Below are 16,068 nucleotides of genomic sequence, written 5' to 3'. Positions count from 1 at the left end.
GAGGTCACCTCCGGTTCGTTGTTTTGCTTCTCAGAGAGGCCGGTACGCGACTGCCTCGACCTCGATCTTGATGTCGATCATCAGCCGCGATTCGACCGTGCTGCGGGCCGGCGGGTTCTTCGGAAAGTGCCTCGCATAGACGGCGTTGAAGGCGCCGAAATCGCGCGCGTCTTCCAGCCAGACCGTGGTCTTGACCACATCGTCCAGGGTGCAGCCCGCGAGCGCCAGTGCGGCCTTGATATTGGCGAGCACCTGCTCGGTCTGTTCCGTTATGCCGCCCTTGACCACGATGCCGTCGCTGCCGACGGGAACCTGGCCCGAGACATAGACGAGATCACCGGCCCGCACGGCCGGCGACAACGGTACATGCGACGTTCCAAAACATTGCTTGGGCAAGGGAGGGCCTCCTCTGATGGCAGGGCGGGATGCCGTGGCGGCGCCCGCTTCGATCGACATTTACCCCGATCGGGGCGATCCTCATAGAGGCCTTGTTGGAAAGCAACATTCTTCCAAATCCATGTTGCTTTATTACAGAAGCGCTTGCATCGTGCGCGCTGGGGGCCCGCCTTGCGGCCGCAACGCCCAGACGCATTTGCCGGACCGGAGACAGCAGGAATGACTTACGACAAGAACCCGTTTCCATCAGGCGATGCCGACCGCCACGCGCTCTGGGAAATGCTGGTTCGGCGCGACATCGACGCCTTCATCGGCCAAGACTGGCCCATGGTCGAGGGTGATTTCGTCGCTGACAGCTTCTTCGGCATGCACGCGCATTTCCTTAGCAACGCCGATTCATGGCGGCTGCAGTTTCCGAGGCTGGACATCTACCGCGACGAGTGGCTGCGCCAGGCCAAGGAGACGGCGGCCACGAAATTCGCCGAACCGCTGCGCGAGGCGCTGTTTCGCGTCACCAACATGCGCGACATCGATGTCGACGGCGACCGCGCCGTGCTGCACAAGAAGTTCGACGGCTCGGTCGCCAAGGCGGACGGCAGCGTCGACAGGCTGAAATGGCAGACGCTGTATTTCTGCACCAAGGTCGCCGGCAGATGGAAGATTGCTGGCTTTGTCGGCTACATGCCGTATCCGCTGGGCGAACCCGCGACATCCTAGGAACAAGCCCGCGCCGGTGGTGGCCGCGAATTGTTGACGCAAATGTTCGCCAATCTGGTCGAGAACGCGCTGCGCCATTGTCCACCGGGCACGTCCATCAGACTGTCGGTGACGCGCCGGGGCGAGCGCGTTAGGAGCCGATCTCCCCCGCAAGGGGGAGATGGCAGCCACTCAGCGGTCGATGCGCGTCGACAGGATGATCGAAGACAGGGTCCGCTCGACCCCGTCCATGGCGCCGATCTGGTCGAGCAGCAGGTCGAGATCGCGGATCGACGGCGCGTCGACGATGACGATCATGTCGAAATTGCCGCTGACTGAATGCAGGGTCCTGACTGGTGCCAGCGCGCGCAGGCCGCGCACTACCTTGTCGGCGAGTTTGGGTGTCACGGTGAGCAGCACATGCGCCCGTACCAGCCCCTGCTCATAGTCCGGCGCCAGCCGCACGCCATAGCCTATGATGATGCCGCGTTGCTCCAGCCGCTCCAGCCGGCTCTGCACGGTCGTCCGTGACACGCCGAGCCGCCGCGCCAGTTCGGCGGTCGAGGCGCGCGCGTTCTCGCGCAGCAGCGAAAGCAGGGCCTGTTCGGCGTCACTGAGCATTTCAACGATTTCCGTCGGCGGATTGCGTAATCAGAGTTTCGTTTCGAACAATTCCACGCTTCCTTTCGACGGGCAAGCTGCAAAACTCATGCATGTCGCCCAAAAGTGTGCAGCGGTTTTGGGACAACGAGATGCAAAAGACGCGAGGGATCGGTCATGAAGAAAATTGTCGTTGTCGGTGCCGGCAAGATAGGCTCGACCATTGCCGAGATGCTCGCCGCCACCGGGGATTATCAGGTCACGCTCGTCGACCGCTCGGCGGAGCAGCTCGCTGCCGCCGAACTGCCGGCCACGGTTGCGACGCTGGAACTCGACATCGAAGCCGCCGGCACGCTGGAAGCGGCCCTCGCCGGCAAGTTCGCGGTGCTGAGTGCCGCCCCCTTCCACCTGACCACGCGCATCGCCGAGGCGGCGGCAAGTGCCGGCGTGCACTATCTCGATCTCACCGAGGACGTCGTCTCGACCCGCCGGGTCAAGGAACTGGCGCGTTCGGGCAAGAGCGCCTTCATCCCGCAATGCGGCCTGGCGCCGGGCTTCATCTCGATCGTCGCCAACGACGTCGCCAGCCGCTTCGACACGCTGGAAAGCGTGCGCATGCGCGTCGGCGCGCTGCCGCAATACCCGTCCAACGCGCTGAACTACAATCTGACCTGGAGCACCGACGGCGTCATCAACGAATATTGCGAGCCCTGCGAAGCGATCGTCGAGGGCGAGCTGGTCGAAGTGCCGCCGCTGGAGGAGCGCGAGGAATTCTCGCTCGATGGCGTCACCTACGAGGCCTTCAACACCTCCGGCGGCCTCGGCACGCTGGCCGAGACGCTGAAGGGCAAGGTGCGCACGCTGAACTACCGCACCATCCGCTACCCCGGCCACGCCGCGATCATGAAGGCACTGCTCAACGACCTTGGCCTGCGCCACCGCCGCGATGTGCTGAAGGACATCTTTGAAAGCGCCCTGCCGGCGACGCTGCAGGACGTGGTCATCGTCTTCGTCACCGTCTCGGGCCGCAAGAACGGCCGCCTGCTGCAGGAGACCTACGCCAACAAGATCTACTCGAAGCGCATTGGCGACACGGTGCGCAGCGCCATCCAGATCACCACCGCTTCCGGGATCTGTGCCGTGCTCGACATGCTGGCCGACGGCAGCCTGCCGGCGACCGGCTTCATCAAGCAGGAAGACATCGCCCTCGACGCCTTCCTCGCCAACCGCTTCGGCCGCGCCTATGCGCAACATGAGATGGTTAGCCGGCTCGCGAGCTGAACGCGTAAATCTCCCCCCTTGAGGGGGGAGATCACACCCCCTCAAATATGCAGCGCGTGCCCCAGCGCCTTCAGCGCTGCTTCCTGGAAGCCTTCGCCCTGGGTCGGATGGGCATGGATGGTGCCGGCGATGTCCTCCAGCCTTGCGCCCATTTCGAGCGCCAGCCCGAAGGCCGCCGCCAGTTCCGACACACCCTGCCCGACCGCCTGGATGCCGAGCACCAGATGGTTGTCGGCCCGCGCGACGACGCGGACGAAACCGTCCTCGCCGAGCTTCGTCATGGCGCGGCCGTTGGCGGCGAACGGGAACATGCCGATCTTGAGCTCGCCGCCGAGCGCCTTGGCCTCTTCCGGCGACAGGCCTGCCGTCACCAGCTCGGGATCGGTGAAGCAGACGGCGGGAATGGAGCGCTTGTCCCAGTTGCGTTTGTGGCCGGCAACGATCTCGGCGACCATTTCGCCCTGCGCCATCGCCCGGTGCGCCAGCATCGGCTCGCCGGTGACGTCGCCGATGGCAAAAATGCCGCGCATCGAGGTGCGGCACTGGTCGTCGATGCGGATGAATGTGCCCGTCCTATCGAGGTCGATCTGCTCGAGCCCCCAGCCTTCGGTCACCGGCTTGCGGCCGACCGTCACCAGGATCTTGTCGGCGGCGACCTTGGCGCTCTTGCCGTCCGACGTCTCGACCAGCAGCGCGTCGCCCTTGGCCCCTTTGGCCTTGGCACCGGTCATCATTTCGACGCCGAGCGCGTTGAGCCGCTTGACCACCGGTCGGGTAAGCTCTGCATCATACAGCGCCAGCACGCGCGGCAAGGCCTCGACCACGGTCACCTCGGCGCCCATTTTCGCGAAGGCAATGCCGAGTTCCAGCCCGATATAGCCGCCACCGACCACCGCGAGCTTTTTTGGAACCTCGCTTAGCGCCAGCGCCTCGGTGGACGAAATCACCGGCCCGCCGAAGGGCAGGAACGGCAGTTCGACCGGCGCCGAGCCGGTGGCGATGACGATCGCCTCGGCGCGGATCACTTGGCTACCCGTCTCGGTCTCGACCGCGACCGTCTTGCCGTCACGAAAGGTCGCCCAGCCATGCACGGTCTTCACGCCGGCCTTCTTGAGCAGTCCGGCGACGCCGCTGTTGAGCCGGCTGACGATGCCGTCCTTCCAGGCGACTGTTTTGGCAAGATCGAGCCTCGGCGTTGTGACCGAGATGCCGAGCGGGCTCTTGCCGCCGGCCATATGCGAGACCTTCACGAACTCTTCCGCCGCATGGATCAGCGCCTTGGACGGGATGCAGCCGACATTGAGGCAGGTGCCGCCCGGTTTGCCGGCTTCCACGATCACCGTATCGACGCCGAGCTGCCCGGCACGGATGGCGCAGATATAGCCGCCGGGACCGGCGCCGATGACGAGCAGCTTGCAGGAGATTTCTTTCATGACGGCTGCTTCCTTTCGGCGAAGGTCGCCGCGCGCCTTTCCCTTCTCCCCTTGTGGGAGAAGGTGGATCGGCGCGTTAGCGCCGAGACGGATGAGGGGTGTTCCAGCGGAGTGAGGCGTTGGCGTTCCCTGGAACACCCCTCATCCGTCGCCTTCGGCGACACCTTCTCCCACAAGGGGAGAAGGGGGAGCCCACATTCCAACGCCGGCAACTTCCGACGATCCGTCTTAAGCATCGCCATCAACACCATCCCCCTCAATCCACGAAAATCAGCGCCGGCGTTTCCAGCAGCGTCTTGATGCGCTGGATGAACACCGCCGCGTCCCAGCCGTCGATGACGCGATGGTCGAAGCTGGACGACAGGTTCATCATCTTGCGCGGGATGAACTGGGTGCCGTCCCACACCGGCCGCACCATCATCTTGTTGACGCCGATGATCGCCACTTCCGGATGGTTGATGACCGGTGTCGTCGCCACGCCGCCCATGGCGCCGAGCGAGGTGATGGTGATGGTCGAGCCGGACAGCTCATCGCGCGTCGCCGTGCCGGACTTGGCCGCCTCGGCCAGCCTGACGACCTCAGTGCCGCATTCCCAGATGTCGCGCGCCTCGGCGTGCTTGACCACCGGCACCACAAGCCCCGACGGCGTCTGGGCCGCGATGCCGATATGGATGCCGCCATGCTGGTGGATGACGCCGGCCTCGTCGTCGAACAGCGAATTGAGATTGGGCTGGTCCGATATCGCCTTGACCATCGCCCGCATCAGGAACGGCAGCAGCGTCAGCTTCGGCCTCTCCACGCCCGGGCGCTTCTCCTTGTTGAGCGCGGCGCGCAAATCTTCCAGCGCGGTGACGTCGATCTCCTCGACATAGGTGATGTGAGGGATGCGCGACTTGGACAGCGTCATCTTCTCGGCGATCTTGCGCCTCAAGCCCACCACCTTGATGTCCTCGACGGCATCGTTGCGAGCGAGGCCCGGTGCCCCGGCAACCCGCGGTCCGCGTGCCAGGAAAGCCTCGATGTCCTCATGACCGATGCGACCGGCCGGGCCGCTTCCCGCAACCTGCCTCAGATCGACGCCGGCCTCCTTCGCCCGCAGGCGAACAGCCGGCGAGGCCAGCGGCTTTTCGCCTTCGGGACGCGGCGCGCCGACAGCCCCGACAACTGCGGATGTCGGCGCAGTACCCCCACCCCTAGCCCCTCCCCACAAGGGGGAGGGGGACTCGGTCTCTGCCACCCGTATACCGGTATCTGATTCCCTGGCGCCCGTGGTTCTTGGCGCATTCTTGGATGTGGCTGACTTGGCGTCGGCCTTCGTGGTTGAAACGCGTCCCCCTCCCCCTTGTGGGGAGGGGTTAGGGGTGGGGGTGCTCTTGGCGCCCGCTTCAGCTTCTTGCGGCCCCGCACCCTCCGCATTGCCCTCGCCCGCCACCTTCAGCCGCACGATCGGCGAGCCGATCGCCACCGTGTCGCCGATCTCGGCGCCCAGCCACAGGATTTCGCCATCGACGGGGGACGGGATTTCGACCGTAGCCTTGTCGGTCATGACGGCGGCAAGCACGCTGTCCTCGCGCACGATGTCGCCGACCTTGACGTGCCATTCGACGAGCTCGGCCTCGGCGACACCCTCGCCGACATCGGGCAGCTTGATGATGTGCTCGCCCATGTCAGGCCTCCATGGTTTCGATGAGGGCGCGGCCGACACGGGCGGGACCGGGGAAATAGTCCCATTCCTGCGCATGCGGATAGGGCGTGTCCCAGCCGGCGACCCGCGCCACCGGCGCCTCCAGATGGTAGAAGCAGTTTTCCTGCACCAGAGCCGACAGCTCGGCGCCGAAGCCGGAGGTCAGCGTCGCCTCGTGCACGATGACGCAGCGTCCGGTTTTTTTCACTGAAGCCACGATGGTGTCGAGGTCGAGCGGCAGCAGGGTCCGGAGGTCGATGATCTCGGCATCGATACCGGTTTCCTCGACCGCGGCCTGCGCGACATAGACCATGGTACCGTAGGCCAGCACGGTGATCGCCGAGCCCGCCCGCCGGATCGCCGCCTTGCCGAGCGGCACCGTGTAGTGGCCGTCGGCGACCTCGCCGAGCTCGTGCTTCGACCATGGCGTCACCGGCCGGTCGTGATGGCCGTCGAACGGACCGTTGTAGAGCCGCTTCGGCTCCAGGAAGATCACCGGGTCCGGATCCTCGATCGCCGCGATCAAAAGCCCCTTGGCGTCATGCGGGTTGGACGGCACCACCGTCTTCAGTCCGGACACATGGGTGAACAGCGCTTCCGGGCTCTGGCTGTGCGTCTGGCCGCCGAAAATGCCGCCGCCGGTCGGCATGCGCACCACGATCGGGCAGGTGAAATCGCCGTTGGAGCGGTAGCGCAGCCGCGCCGCTTCCTGGGTCAGCTGGTCGTAGGCCGGATACATGTAGTCGGCAAACTGAATCTCCACGCACGGCCTCAAGCCATAGGCCGCCATGCCGATGGCCGAGCCGACAATGCCGGATTCGCTGATCGGCGTATCGAAGCAGCGGCTCTTGCCGTATTTGGCCTGCAGGCCTTGCGTGCAGCGGAAGACGCCGCCGAAAAAGCCGACATCCTCGCCGTACACGACGACGCGGTCGTCGCGCGCCATCGACACGTCCATGGCGTCCCGAATGGCCTCGATCATGGTCCGTCTCGGCATGGCTCAGACTCCCGCCTGCTGGCGCTGGCGCCGCAGATGCGGCGGCATTTCGGCGTAGAGCCCTTCGAACATGTCGCGCGTCGACGGCTTGCCGCCGGCATGCAGCGTGCCGTGGCTTTCCGCTTCCTTCTGCGCCGCGATCACCGTGTCGAGGATCTCCGCCTCGGCCTGCGCGTGCCGCTCCTCCGACCAGACGCCGAGCGCGATGAGATGGTTCTTCAGCCTCACGATCGGATCGCCAAGCGGCCAGGCGTCGGATTCGGTCTTCGGCCGGTAGGCGGACGGGTCGTCCGAGCTCGAATGCGCGCCGGCGCGGTAGGTGACATATTCGACCAGCGTCGGCCCGAGATTGCTGCGCGCCCGCTCCGCCGCCCATTTGGCCACCGCATGGACGGCGAGATAGTCGTTACCGTCGACACGCAAGGACGGGATGCCGAAGCCAAGGCCTCTGGCGGCGAACGTGCCCGAGCCGCCGCGCGCGATGCCCTGGAAGGTCGAGATCGCCCACTGGTTGTTGACGACGTTGAGCACGACGGGCGCCTTGTAGGTGGAGGCGAACACCAGCGCCGAATGGAAGTCGGACTCGGCCGTCGAGCCGTCGCCGATCCAGGCGGCGGCGATCTTCGAATCGTTCGAGATCGCCGAGGCCATCGCCCAGCCAACCGCCTGGATGTACTGCGTCGCCAGATTGCCGGAGATCGAGAAGAAGCCGTGCTCCTTCGACGAATACATGATCGGCAATTGCCGGCCCTTCAGCGGGTCGGCCTCGTTGGAATAGATCTGGTTCATCATCGTGACCATCGGATAGCCGTCGGCGATGAGCAGGCCGGCCTGCCGGTAGGTCGGGAAATTCATGTCGCCGGGTTCGAGCGCCTTGCGGAAGGCACAAGCCACGGCCTCTTCGCCCAGATGCTGCATGTAGAACGAGGTCTTGCCCTGGCGCTGCGCCATCTGCATGCGGGCGTCGAAGGTTCGCAGCGTCATCATGTGGCGCAGGCCCGCCAAAAGCTCGTCGCTGGAAAGCAGGCCGGCCCAAGGGCCGACGGCTTCGCCGGCGCGGTTCAGCACGCGGATGATCGAGAAGGCATGATCGCGGATCGCGCGCGGATCGACAGAGATTTCGGGGCGCGGCACCGAGCCGGCCTTCGGGATCGGCACATTGGAAAAGTCAGGCGTTCCGCCCGGCCGCACTTCCGGCTCCGGAACGTGAAACCGCAACATCCCAGCATCGGCCATGACCTTTGTCCTCCAATGTTGCCTGGCGCGGATAGTTGCATATCTGCACGGCCAGACCAGTGCGAATTCGTCGGGCAAGCCTGCGCAAGTCGGTCCCGGACGCGCCGGCCGATCTAGCCTCCCGCGCACCAGGATGAAGATATGTCGCCGAAATTTCTTGTCGATGTTGGGCGGTGAAGCGCAATTAAGGGGAAGGTTGGGCTGGGTTTGTCGCCAGATAAGGCGATTTAGGGGGCAGAGCCTAGCAGCCTTCCTTCTCCCCTTGTGGGAGAAGGAAAAGTGCGGTCAGTGCCAATCGTCGTTCACCCCGCCCCCGCATCATGCTAACCAACCCGCCATGGCACAGAAGAAAGCTTACGAGGTCGATGGGTGGCTGGCGCGGCCGGACCAGCGCATCTCCATTGTCCTGCTTTATGGTCCCGATCGCGGCCTCGTCTCGGAGCGGGCGAAGGCTTTTGCCGGCAAGACCGGCCTGCCGCTCGATGATCCCTTCTCGGTGGTCCGGCTCGAGGGCTCGGAGGTCGACCGCGACGAGGGCCGCCTGCTCGACGAAGCCCGCACCGTGCCGATGTTTTCAGACCGGCGGCTGCTCTGGGTGCGCAATGCCAGCGGCCAGAAGGCGCTGGCCGACGACGTCAAGGCGCTGACGGCGGAGCCCGCGCGGGACGCGATCATTCTCATTGAGGCCGGCGACCTCAAGAAGGGCGTCGGGCTGCGCGCCATCGTCGAGGCGGCGGACAACGCCATGGCGCTGCCATGCTACGCCGATGAAGCCCGCGACATCGACGCCGTCATCGACGACGAACTGCGCAAGGCCGGCATGTCGATGACCATGGAGGCGAGACAGGCGCTGCGCCGCAATCTTGGCGGCGACCGGCTGGCCTCGCGCGGCGAGATCGAAAAGCTCATTCTTTACGCCCACGGCCAGCAGGAAATCGGACTGGAAGAGGTCAAGGCGATGTCGGGCGACGTGTCCGGCGCCTCTTTCGACGACGCGGTCGACGCGCTGCTCGAAGGCAAGATCGGCGACTTCGATACCGCCTTCACCCGCCATTGCCAGTCCGGTGGGCAGCCCTTCCTGGTGCTGTCCTCGGCGATGCGGCAGCTGCAGCAAATCCAGGTCATGCGCGGCCAGATGGATTCGGGCGGCCGCAATGCAGCGTCCGTCGTTGCCGCCGCCCGGCCGCCGGTCTTCTTCTCGCGCCGCAAGCTGGTGGAGAAGGCGCTGGAGCGCTGGAACACCGACGCGCTCGGCCGTGCGCTGACCCGGCTGCAGACGGCGGTCCTGCAGACACGACGGCGGCCCGATCTTGCCGTGGCGCTGGCAAGACAGGCGCTGCTTGGTATCGCCGTGGAAAGCAGCCGGCTGGCGCAGAGGTAGTTCGTTGAGGCAGGCCGCTGACTATCGATGTCAGCGCCGCCCCTCATTGCCCTGCCGGGCATTTCTCCCCGTATAGTGACGGGGAGAAAGACGCTGGCCGCAACGCCGACGCCCTTCTTGCAAGGCGGACGATTGGGCGAAGTCGCCGATGACAGCGTCCCTCGCCCCGTTTACGGGGAGAGGATGCCGGCAGGCAGGTGAGGGGCAGCGCAAACGCTCCAAATGCAAGGGATGAGAGGAGTCCGTGCGCGGGAGCGCCTACTCTCGGGAGTCCAACAGTTGCCAATAATGCGCCGGCTAATTACCGCTCCTGCTTCAGCCGTCTGCACAGTTCGTCAAGCTGCTCAAGCGACCGATATGCTATGCGCAGCACGCCGCCCTTGCCCTTGTGATCGACCGACACGATCATGCCGATCGTATCGGTCAACAGCTTCTCCAGCGCCAGCGTGTCGGCGTCTTTCTGCTCCGGACTCGGCGCCGGCTTGGCCTCCTTCGCGCCGCCGGCCGGCATCTGCGCCAGTGCTTCGGCCTGGCGTACCGAAAGTCCCTCTTCGACGATGCGCTTGGCAAGGCCGGCCGGATCTTCCGCCGTCACCAGCGTGCGGGCGTGCCCCGCCGACAGCGCGCCGTCGACGAGCATGTCGCGGATCACGTCCGGCAGCTTGAGCAGCCGCAGCGTGTTGGCGACATGGCTGCGGCTCTTGCCGATCACCTGGCCGAGATCGGCCTGGGTGTAGCCGTGCTCGTCGATGAGCTGCTGATAACCAAGCGCCTCCTCGACCGCGTTGAGGTCGGTGCGCTGCACGTTCTCGATGATCGCCAGTTCCAGCGCCGTGCGGTCGTTGACCTCGCGGATGATGACCGGGATCTCGGACAGCCCGGCGCGCTGCGCCGCGCGCCACCGGCGCTCGCCGGCGATGATCTCGTAGCGGCCGGCCTGTGTCGGCGACGGCCGCGCCACCACCGGCTGGACGACACCATGCTCTCGGATCGACTGGGCAAGGTCCGTCAGCTCGGCGTCGCCGAAATGGCGGCGTGGATTTTTCGGATTGGGGGTCAGGAACTCGATCGGGACCTTGCCGTCGGCGCTCATGCCAGGCTTTTCCGGTGCTTCCGGACGGTCGATCTCGCCGATCAGTGCTGCCAGCCCGCGGCCCAGTCTCTTTCTCGAAAGGTCGTCGCTCATCTTTGTTCCAAAGCCCCGTCTATTCCAGAAGCGATCGTTTCGGTATCGAATTGGTTTTTAGCCATGCATCCGATCCAATCAAGCGGCGCGCAATTTACGCTCGCGGCGGATCACTTCCGACGCCAGCTGCAGATAGGCCTGGCTGCCCGAGCATTTCAGATCGTAGAGGATAGCCGGCTTGCCGTAGGACGGCGCCTCGGACACACGCACATTGCGCGGAATGACGGTCTCATAGACCTTGTCACCCATATGCGCGCGAACATCCTGCACCACCTGGTTGGCGAGATTGTTGCGGCCGTCATACATGGTCAGCACGATGCCCTGGATAATAAGGTCCGGATTGATCGAGCGACGCACCTGTTCGACCGTCTCCAGCAATTGGCTGAGGCCCTCCAGCGCGAAGAACTCGCACTGCAGCGGCACAAGGACAGAATCGGCGGCTGCCATTGAATTCAACGTCAGAAGGTTGAGCGAAGGCGGGCAATCGATCAGCACATAGCCGAAGGGCGCCCCGCGCTCGGTCGCGGCGCGCAGCGCATTGCGCAGCTTGAGCACCCGGTCCGGCGCCGAGGCTATTTCCATTTCGATGCCGAGCAGGTCGAGCGTCGACGGCACGATCGACAGGCCAGGCACCGCCGTCGGGATGGCTGCGGCTTCCAGTTCCAGCTCCCCCGTCAGCACATCATAGGACGAGACCGTCCGATCCTTGCGGTCGATGCCGAGGCCGGTGCTGGCATTGCCTTGCGGATCGAGATCGACGATCAGCACCTGTTCGCCGATCGCGGCCAGCGCGGTCGCCAGGTTGATGGCGGTGGTCGTCTTGCCGACGCCGCCCTTCTGGTTGGCTACGGTGATGATTCGGGGGCCATTCTTCATCATGGGTCTATGCCAGAAATTCATTTTTGAGTCGTCGCCTGGAGCAGATCAGACAGGTCGCAAGTTCGACAATTCGAGGATGACGCCGCTGGCGTCGGTCACACTTGGATGTTCTACCAGATCGAAGGACCATCGGTGAACGCTTTCTTCCACTTCGGCGCGGTAATCCCGGCCTTTGTGGAACAGGCCGCGCGCGCCTGACGTCAGCCAGGGCGCCGACAGGTCCAGCAACGTCGAAAGCGAGGCCAACGCCCGCGCCGTGACGATTTGCGGTGTCGAAACAAGCGCATGGCTGTCATCGATGCGGCGCGCCACGACCCGCGCCGGCAGGCTGAACTGCCCGACGACAGCCTGCAGGAAGGATGCTTTTTTACGATTGCTTTCAACCAGATCGATGCTGGCGCCGTCGCGCTCAACAAGCAGGAAAGCCATGACAAGGCCTGGGAATCCGCCGCCCGAACCGAGATCGACCCAGCGCGTCGCCCGAGGCTCGATTCGCGCCAACTGCGCGCTGTCCAGGATATGGCGCCGCCAGACATCGCCAGCCGTCGATTGCGCAACGAGATTGATGCTGCGATTCCATTTCTGGAACAACTGCTCGAACGCCACCAGCCGATCGAATGTTTCACGTGAAACCGGGCCTGCCGCGTCTTGCAGGCTCTCTAGGGAAAAAGAACTCACGCAACATCCTTTTGCAGGCGCTGGGCGCTCTCCGCGTGGCGCACATGCGCGACAATGATCGCCAGCGCCGCCGGCGTCATGCCTTCCATGCGCTGGGCATCGGCGATGGAGCGCGGCCGTCGCGCCTGCATCTTCTGCTTCAACTCGTTGGACAGGCCTGGCACACCGGCGAAATCGACTGTTTCAGGGATCAACCGGCTCTCCTCATGCCGGATCTGCGCCACATCGGTCTTCTGGCGATCCAGATAGACGGAATATTTCGCTTCCGTTTCAAGGCGTTCCGCCGTCCTGGCGTCAATTTCCGCAAAACGTGGATCGACACGAACCAGCCAGGCCACATCGACGTCGGGATAGGACAGCAACTCGTAGCCAGAGCGGCGCACGCCGTCCCGGTTGATCTCCAACCCATGCCGCGCCGCTTCATTGGGGGTCAGGGTGAGCGACTTCACCAGCTCTCGCGCCTCATCGAGGCGCCGCATGACACTCTCGTAGCGCTGCATCCGCTGCGTCGAGGCAATGCCCAGTTTCGCGGCCAAGGGCGTCAGCCGCTCGTCCGCATTGTCGGCGCGCAGCGACAGCCGGAACTCGGCCCGCGAGGTGAACATCCGGTAGGGTTCGCTGATGCCGCGGCTGGTCAGGTCGTCGACCATCACGCCGATATAGGCTTCGGTGCGGCTGAGCACGATCTGCTCGCTGCCTGACGCGCGCCGTGCCGCATTGAGGCCGGCGAGCAGGCCTTGCCCGGCCGCCTCTTCATAGCCGGTCGTGCCGTTGATCTGCCCGGCGAGGAAAAGACCACCGATGCGCTTCGTCTCCAGCGTCTGATGCAGTTCGCGCGGATCGACATGGTCATATTCGATGGCATAGCCGGGCTGCAGCATGACTGATCCCTCCAGCCCCGGAATGGTCTTGAGGATATCGAGTTGCACATCCTCAGGCAGCGAGGTCGAAATCCCGTTGGGATAGACCGTATCGTCGTCGAGCCCTTCCGGCTCGAGAAAGATCTGATGGCCGTCCCTGTCGCCGAACTTGACGATCTTGTCCTCGATCGACGGACAATAGCGCGGACCCACGCCTTCGATCGAGCCGGAATACATGGCGGAGCGACCGAGATTGGCGCGGATCAGTTCATGCGTGGCCGTCGTCGTGCGCGTGATGCCGCAATCGATCTGCGGTGTCTCGATGCGGTCGGTCATCAGCGAAAACGGCACCGGATCCACGTCCGCGGCCTGCTTTTCCAGCGATGCCCAATCGATGGTCCGACCATCGAGCCGTGGCGGCGTGCCGGTCTTCAGCCGGCCGAGCTTGAAGCCCGCGCGACCCATCGTCGCCGACAGTCCGATGCTCGCCTGCTCGTTCATTCGGCCGGCGACAATCTTCTTCTCGCCAATATGGATAAGCCCGCGCAGAAACGTTCCGGTCGTCAGAACGACCGCCCCACAAGCGAGCCGTCGGCCGTCGGCCAGGAGAACGGCCGCTATCTGGCCATCGGCGATGTCGAAGTCCAAAACTTCGCCTTCGACCACGTCGAGGTCGTTCTGCTGCCGAATCGCTTCCTGCATGGCAAGGCGATAGAGCTTTCTGTCGGCCTGGGTGCGCGGTCCGCGCACCGCGGGACCCTTGCGGCGATTGAGCAGGCGGAACTGGATTCCGGCAGCATCCGCCACCCGACCCATCAGGCCGTCCATGGCATCGATTTCGCGAACCAGATGGCCCTTGCCGAGCCCGCCGATCGCCGGATTGCAGGACATCACCCCGATCGTGTCGAAGCGCAGCGTTACAAGCGCGGTCTTCGCACCCGCGCGCGCGGCCGCGCTCGCCGCCTCGCACCCCGCGTGGCCGCCGCCCACCACAACCACATCATAGTGATCGGTCATTTCCAAACGTCCCTGACTCAAATGAATGAGGGACACATGTCCCCGTAGGGCGATGCTGTCAAGAAAACTCCGCGATGCGTTTCACGTGAAACAGCCTTGAACCTGCTGTCGCGCGCGTTTCACGTGAGTCATCGCGCGACCGAGACACCCCTGGTCAGCGCTGCCCCTCACCTGCCTGCCGGCATCCTCTCCCCGTATAGTGACGGGGAGAGGGACGATGTCTTCGCCGCTTTCGCCAATCTCCAGCGTTGCAGGAAAGCGCCGGCGATGCCGCCAGCTCCTTTCTCCCCGTCACTATACGGGGAGAAATGCCCGGCAGGGCAATGAGGGGCAGCGCCGACGCCCGTCGATATGTTTCACGTGAGTCACAGGCAATGTTGGCATCGTACTCGACCCGCTATTCACGTGAGTCATTTCCCAATGCAGAACTGCGAGAAAATCACGTCCAGCATATCCTCGACGTCGATGGCGCCAACGATTCGGCCGAGGCGGTCGGCGGCGAGCCGCAGTTCCTCGGCGCGCAATTCCTGTCCGACAGCCCGACCGTCGGTGGCGCGAAGCAGATGGCGGTTGGTCTCGCCAAGCAATTCCACGTGGCGCAGGCGCGACGGAAGGATATCGCCGGCGTTGCCGGCCGCCTCCGCGGCACGCCGACCGATTTCGGCCAGCAATGCCTCCACGCCGGTCCCGTTCTTCACCGAGATGACAAGATCATAGCTCCCGGCCGCATCGCTTGCCGCGCGACTCTCCGGGAGATCGATCTTGGTGCCGACGCGCAAGCTCGGGGCCCCGGTCGGCAGCGAACCGATGGGCCTCGGATCCGCGACGTCCTGAAGCAGCAGCAAGAGATCGGCGCCATGTGCCTTCGCCCTGGCCTTCTCGATGCCGATCGCCTCGACCTTGCCAGGGGCTTCGCGCAGCCCGGCCGTATCCGTAAGCCTGACGCGCAGCCCCTGAAGATCAAGTGTCACTTCAAGCAGATCCCGCGTCGTGCCAGGTTCATCCGTTACTATAGCGGCATCCCGCCGCGCCAGGGCGTTGAACAGACTCGACTTACCGGCATTTGGCGCACCAAGGATAACGACCTCAAAGCCGTCGCGAATGATCTCGGCAGCGCGAAACCCGGCGATGTGCCGATCGATTTCACCGATCATCGTCCGGACATCGGACCAGACCGTATCCGAAACGGAACCGGGGACGTCGTCCTCGTCGGCGAAATCGATCTCGGCCTCTATCATGGCGCGGGCGTGGATCAGCCTGCGCCGCCAGCCGAGATAGAGTTCGCTCTGGACACCCTCGGCGCTTTGCACCGCGAAGCGCCGCTGCGCCTCGGTCTCGGCATTGACGAGATCAGCCAATGCCTCGGTCTCGACCAGGTCGACCTTGCCATTGAGGAAGGCGCGGCGCGTGAATTCGCCGGATTCGGCGTGCCTGACGCCGTCGAAACAGGTGATCACCTCCAGCATCCTGGCCACCACGGCGCGCCCGCCATGGACGTGGAATTCCGCGACATCCTCGCCGGTAAAGCTGCCCGGCCCCGGAAAGAAGACAACTAAGCCCGTATCCAGCGCTGTCCCATCGGGTGCCCGCAACCTGCGCAAAACCGCCGCGCGGTCCTTAACCATAGCGCCGGCGATTGTTTCGACTACGAATCGAGTCTGCGGGCCTGAAATACGTATGACGGCGACGCCGGCCGGCAGCCGACCGCTTGATAACGCAACGATGGAATCGACTGAAATCATTT

14 protein-coding genes are annotated in these 16,068 nt (G+C 64.5%); 3 read left to right on the top strand and 11 right to left on the bottom strand.

The genetic code is table 11. The features are described from left to right. Nucleotides 1-30 precede the first annotated feature (30 nt). A complete protein-coding gene (locus tag NKH03_RS17210; RefSeq protein WP_352969437.1) occupies nucleotides 31-396 on the bottom strand; it encodes a RidA family protein in 366 nt (121 codons plus the stop codon). A gap of 219 nt (nucleotides 397-615) precedes the next feature. Between NKH03_RS17210 and NKH03_RS17205 the strand changes: the two genes are divergently transcribed. After that, the gene (locus NKH03_RS17205; RefSeq protein ID WP_352882530.1) at nucleotides 616-1,113 is read left to right on the top strand and encodes a hypothetical protein; all 498 of its coding nucleotides are present in this window, start codon (nucleotides 616-618) and stop codon (nucleotides 1,111-1,113) included. A gap of 171 nt (nucleotides 1,114-1,284) precedes the next feature. Here the strand turns inward: NKH03_RS17205 and NKH03_RS17195 are convergent, their stop codons facing one another. After that, nucleotides 1,285-1,713, bottom strand: coding sequence for an Lrp/AsnC family transcriptional regulator (locus NKH03_RS17195; protein WP_352866558.1), 429 nt, complete (start codon nucleotides 1,711-1,713; stop codon nucleotides 1,285-1,287). A gap of 156 nt (nucleotides 1,714-1,869) precedes the next feature. Between NKH03_RS17195 and NKH03_RS17190 the strand changes: the two genes are divergently transcribed. Then, the gene (locus NKH03_RS17190) at nucleotides 1,870-2,973 is read left to right on the top strand and encodes a saccharopine dehydrogenase family protein (protein WP_352969435.1); all 1,104 of its coding nucleotides are present in this window, start codon (nucleotides 1,870-1,872) and stop codon (nucleotides 2,971-2,973) included. Nucleotides 2,974-3,014: 41 nt separating this feature from the next. On the opposite strand, the gene lpdA is transcribed toward NKH03_RS17190, so the two are convergent. The 4 genes from lpdA to NKH03_RS17170 form a co-directional block, all read right to left on the bottom strand. Next, entirely contained in the window at nucleotides 3,015-4,406 is a 1,392-nt protein-coding gene (lpdA, locus tag NKH03_RS17185) for a dihydrolipoyl dehydrogenase (protein ID WP_352969433.1), read from the bottom strand. Between the two features lie 256 nt (nucleotides 4,407-4,662). Further along, on the bottom strand, nucleotides 4,663-6,072 hold the full coding sequence (locus NKH03_RS17180) for a dihydrolipoamide acetyltransferase family protein (protein ID WP_352969431.1): 1,410 nt from the start codon (nucleotides 6,070-6,072) through the stop codon (nucleotides 4,663-4,665). A 1-nt stretch (nucleotide 6,073) separates the two neighbouring features. Next, nucleotides 6,074-7,087: an alpha-ketoacid dehydrogenase subunit beta gene (locus NKH03_RS17175; RefSeq protein WP_352969429.1), complete on the bottom strand. Its 1,014-nt coding sequence runs from the start codon at nucleotides 7,085-7,087 to the stop codon at nucleotides 6,074-6,076. Nucleotides 7,088-7,090: 3 nt separating this feature from the next. Next, nucleotides 7,091-8,323 (bottom strand): 3-methyl-2-oxobutanoate dehydrogenase (2-methylpropanoyl-transferring) subunit alpha, encoded by a 1,233-nt coding sequence (locus NKH03_RS17170; protein WP_352882540.1) that lies wholly within the window; start codon nucleotides 8,321-8,323, stop codon nucleotides 7,091-7,093. Nucleotides 8,324-8,660: 337 nt separating this feature from the next. Between NKH03_RS17170 and holA the strand changes: the two genes are divergently transcribed. Next, complete coding sequence (gene holA, locus NKH03_RS17165) at nucleotides 8,661-9,704, top strand: DNA polymerase III subunit delta (protein WP_352969427.1); 1,044 nt, start codon at nucleotides 8,661-8,663, stop codon at nucleotides 9,702-9,704. A gap of 301 nt (nucleotides 9,705-10,005) precedes the next feature. Here the strand turns inward: holA and NKH03_RS17160 are convergent, their stop codons facing one another. The 5 genes from NKH03_RS17160 to mnmE all read right to left on the bottom strand — a co-directional run bounded on the left by NKH03_RS17160 (nucleotide 10,006) and on the right by mnmE (nucleotide 16,066). After that, entirely contained in the window at nucleotides 10,006-10,890 is an 885-nt protein-coding gene (locus NKH03_RS17160) for a ParB/RepB/Spo0J family partition protein (RefSeq protein WP_352882543.1), read from the bottom strand. Nucleotides 10,891-10,968: 78 nt separating this feature from the next. Beyond that, complete coding sequence (locus tag NKH03_RS17155; RefSeq protein ID WP_352874015.1) at nucleotides 10,969-11,769, bottom strand: ParA family protein; 801 nt, start codon at nucleotides 11,767-11,769, stop codon at nucleotides 10,969-10,971. Nucleotides 11,770-11,814: 45 nt separating this feature from the next. Next, on the bottom strand, nucleotides 11,815-12,447 hold the full coding sequence (gene rsmG, locus NKH03_RS17150) for a 16S rRNA (guanine(527)-N(7))-methyltransferase RsmG (RefSeq protein ID WP_352874013.1): 633 nt from the start codon (nucleotides 12,445-12,447) through the stop codon (nucleotides 11,815-11,817). After that, entirely contained in the window at nucleotides 12,444-14,324 is a 1,881-nt protein-coding gene (gene mnmG, locus NKH03_RS17145) for a tRNA uridine-5-carboxymethylaminomethyl(34) synthesis enzyme MnmG (RefSeq protein WP_352969425.1), read from the bottom strand. The genes rsmG and mnmG overlap by 4 nt, the downstream gene beginning before the upstream one ends. A 410-nt stretch (nucleotides 14,325-14,734) precedes the next feature. Next, nucleotides 14,735-16,066, bottom strand: a complete 1,332-nt coding sequence (gene mnmE / locus NKH03_RS17140; protein ID WP_352969423.1) for a tRNA uridine-5-carboxymethylaminomethyl(34) synthesis GTPase MnmE — start codon at nucleotides 16,064-16,066, stop codon at nucleotides 14,735-14,737. Nucleotides 16,067-16,068: the final 2 nt, after the last annotated feature.

Source organism: Mesorhizobium sp. M1406, from assembly GCF_040317555.1.
Lineage (GTDB): Bacteria > Pseudomonadota > Alphaproteobacteria > Rhizobiales > Rhizobiaceae > Mesorhizobium.
This window is presented reverse-complemented; position numbering and strand designations above follow the sequence as displayed.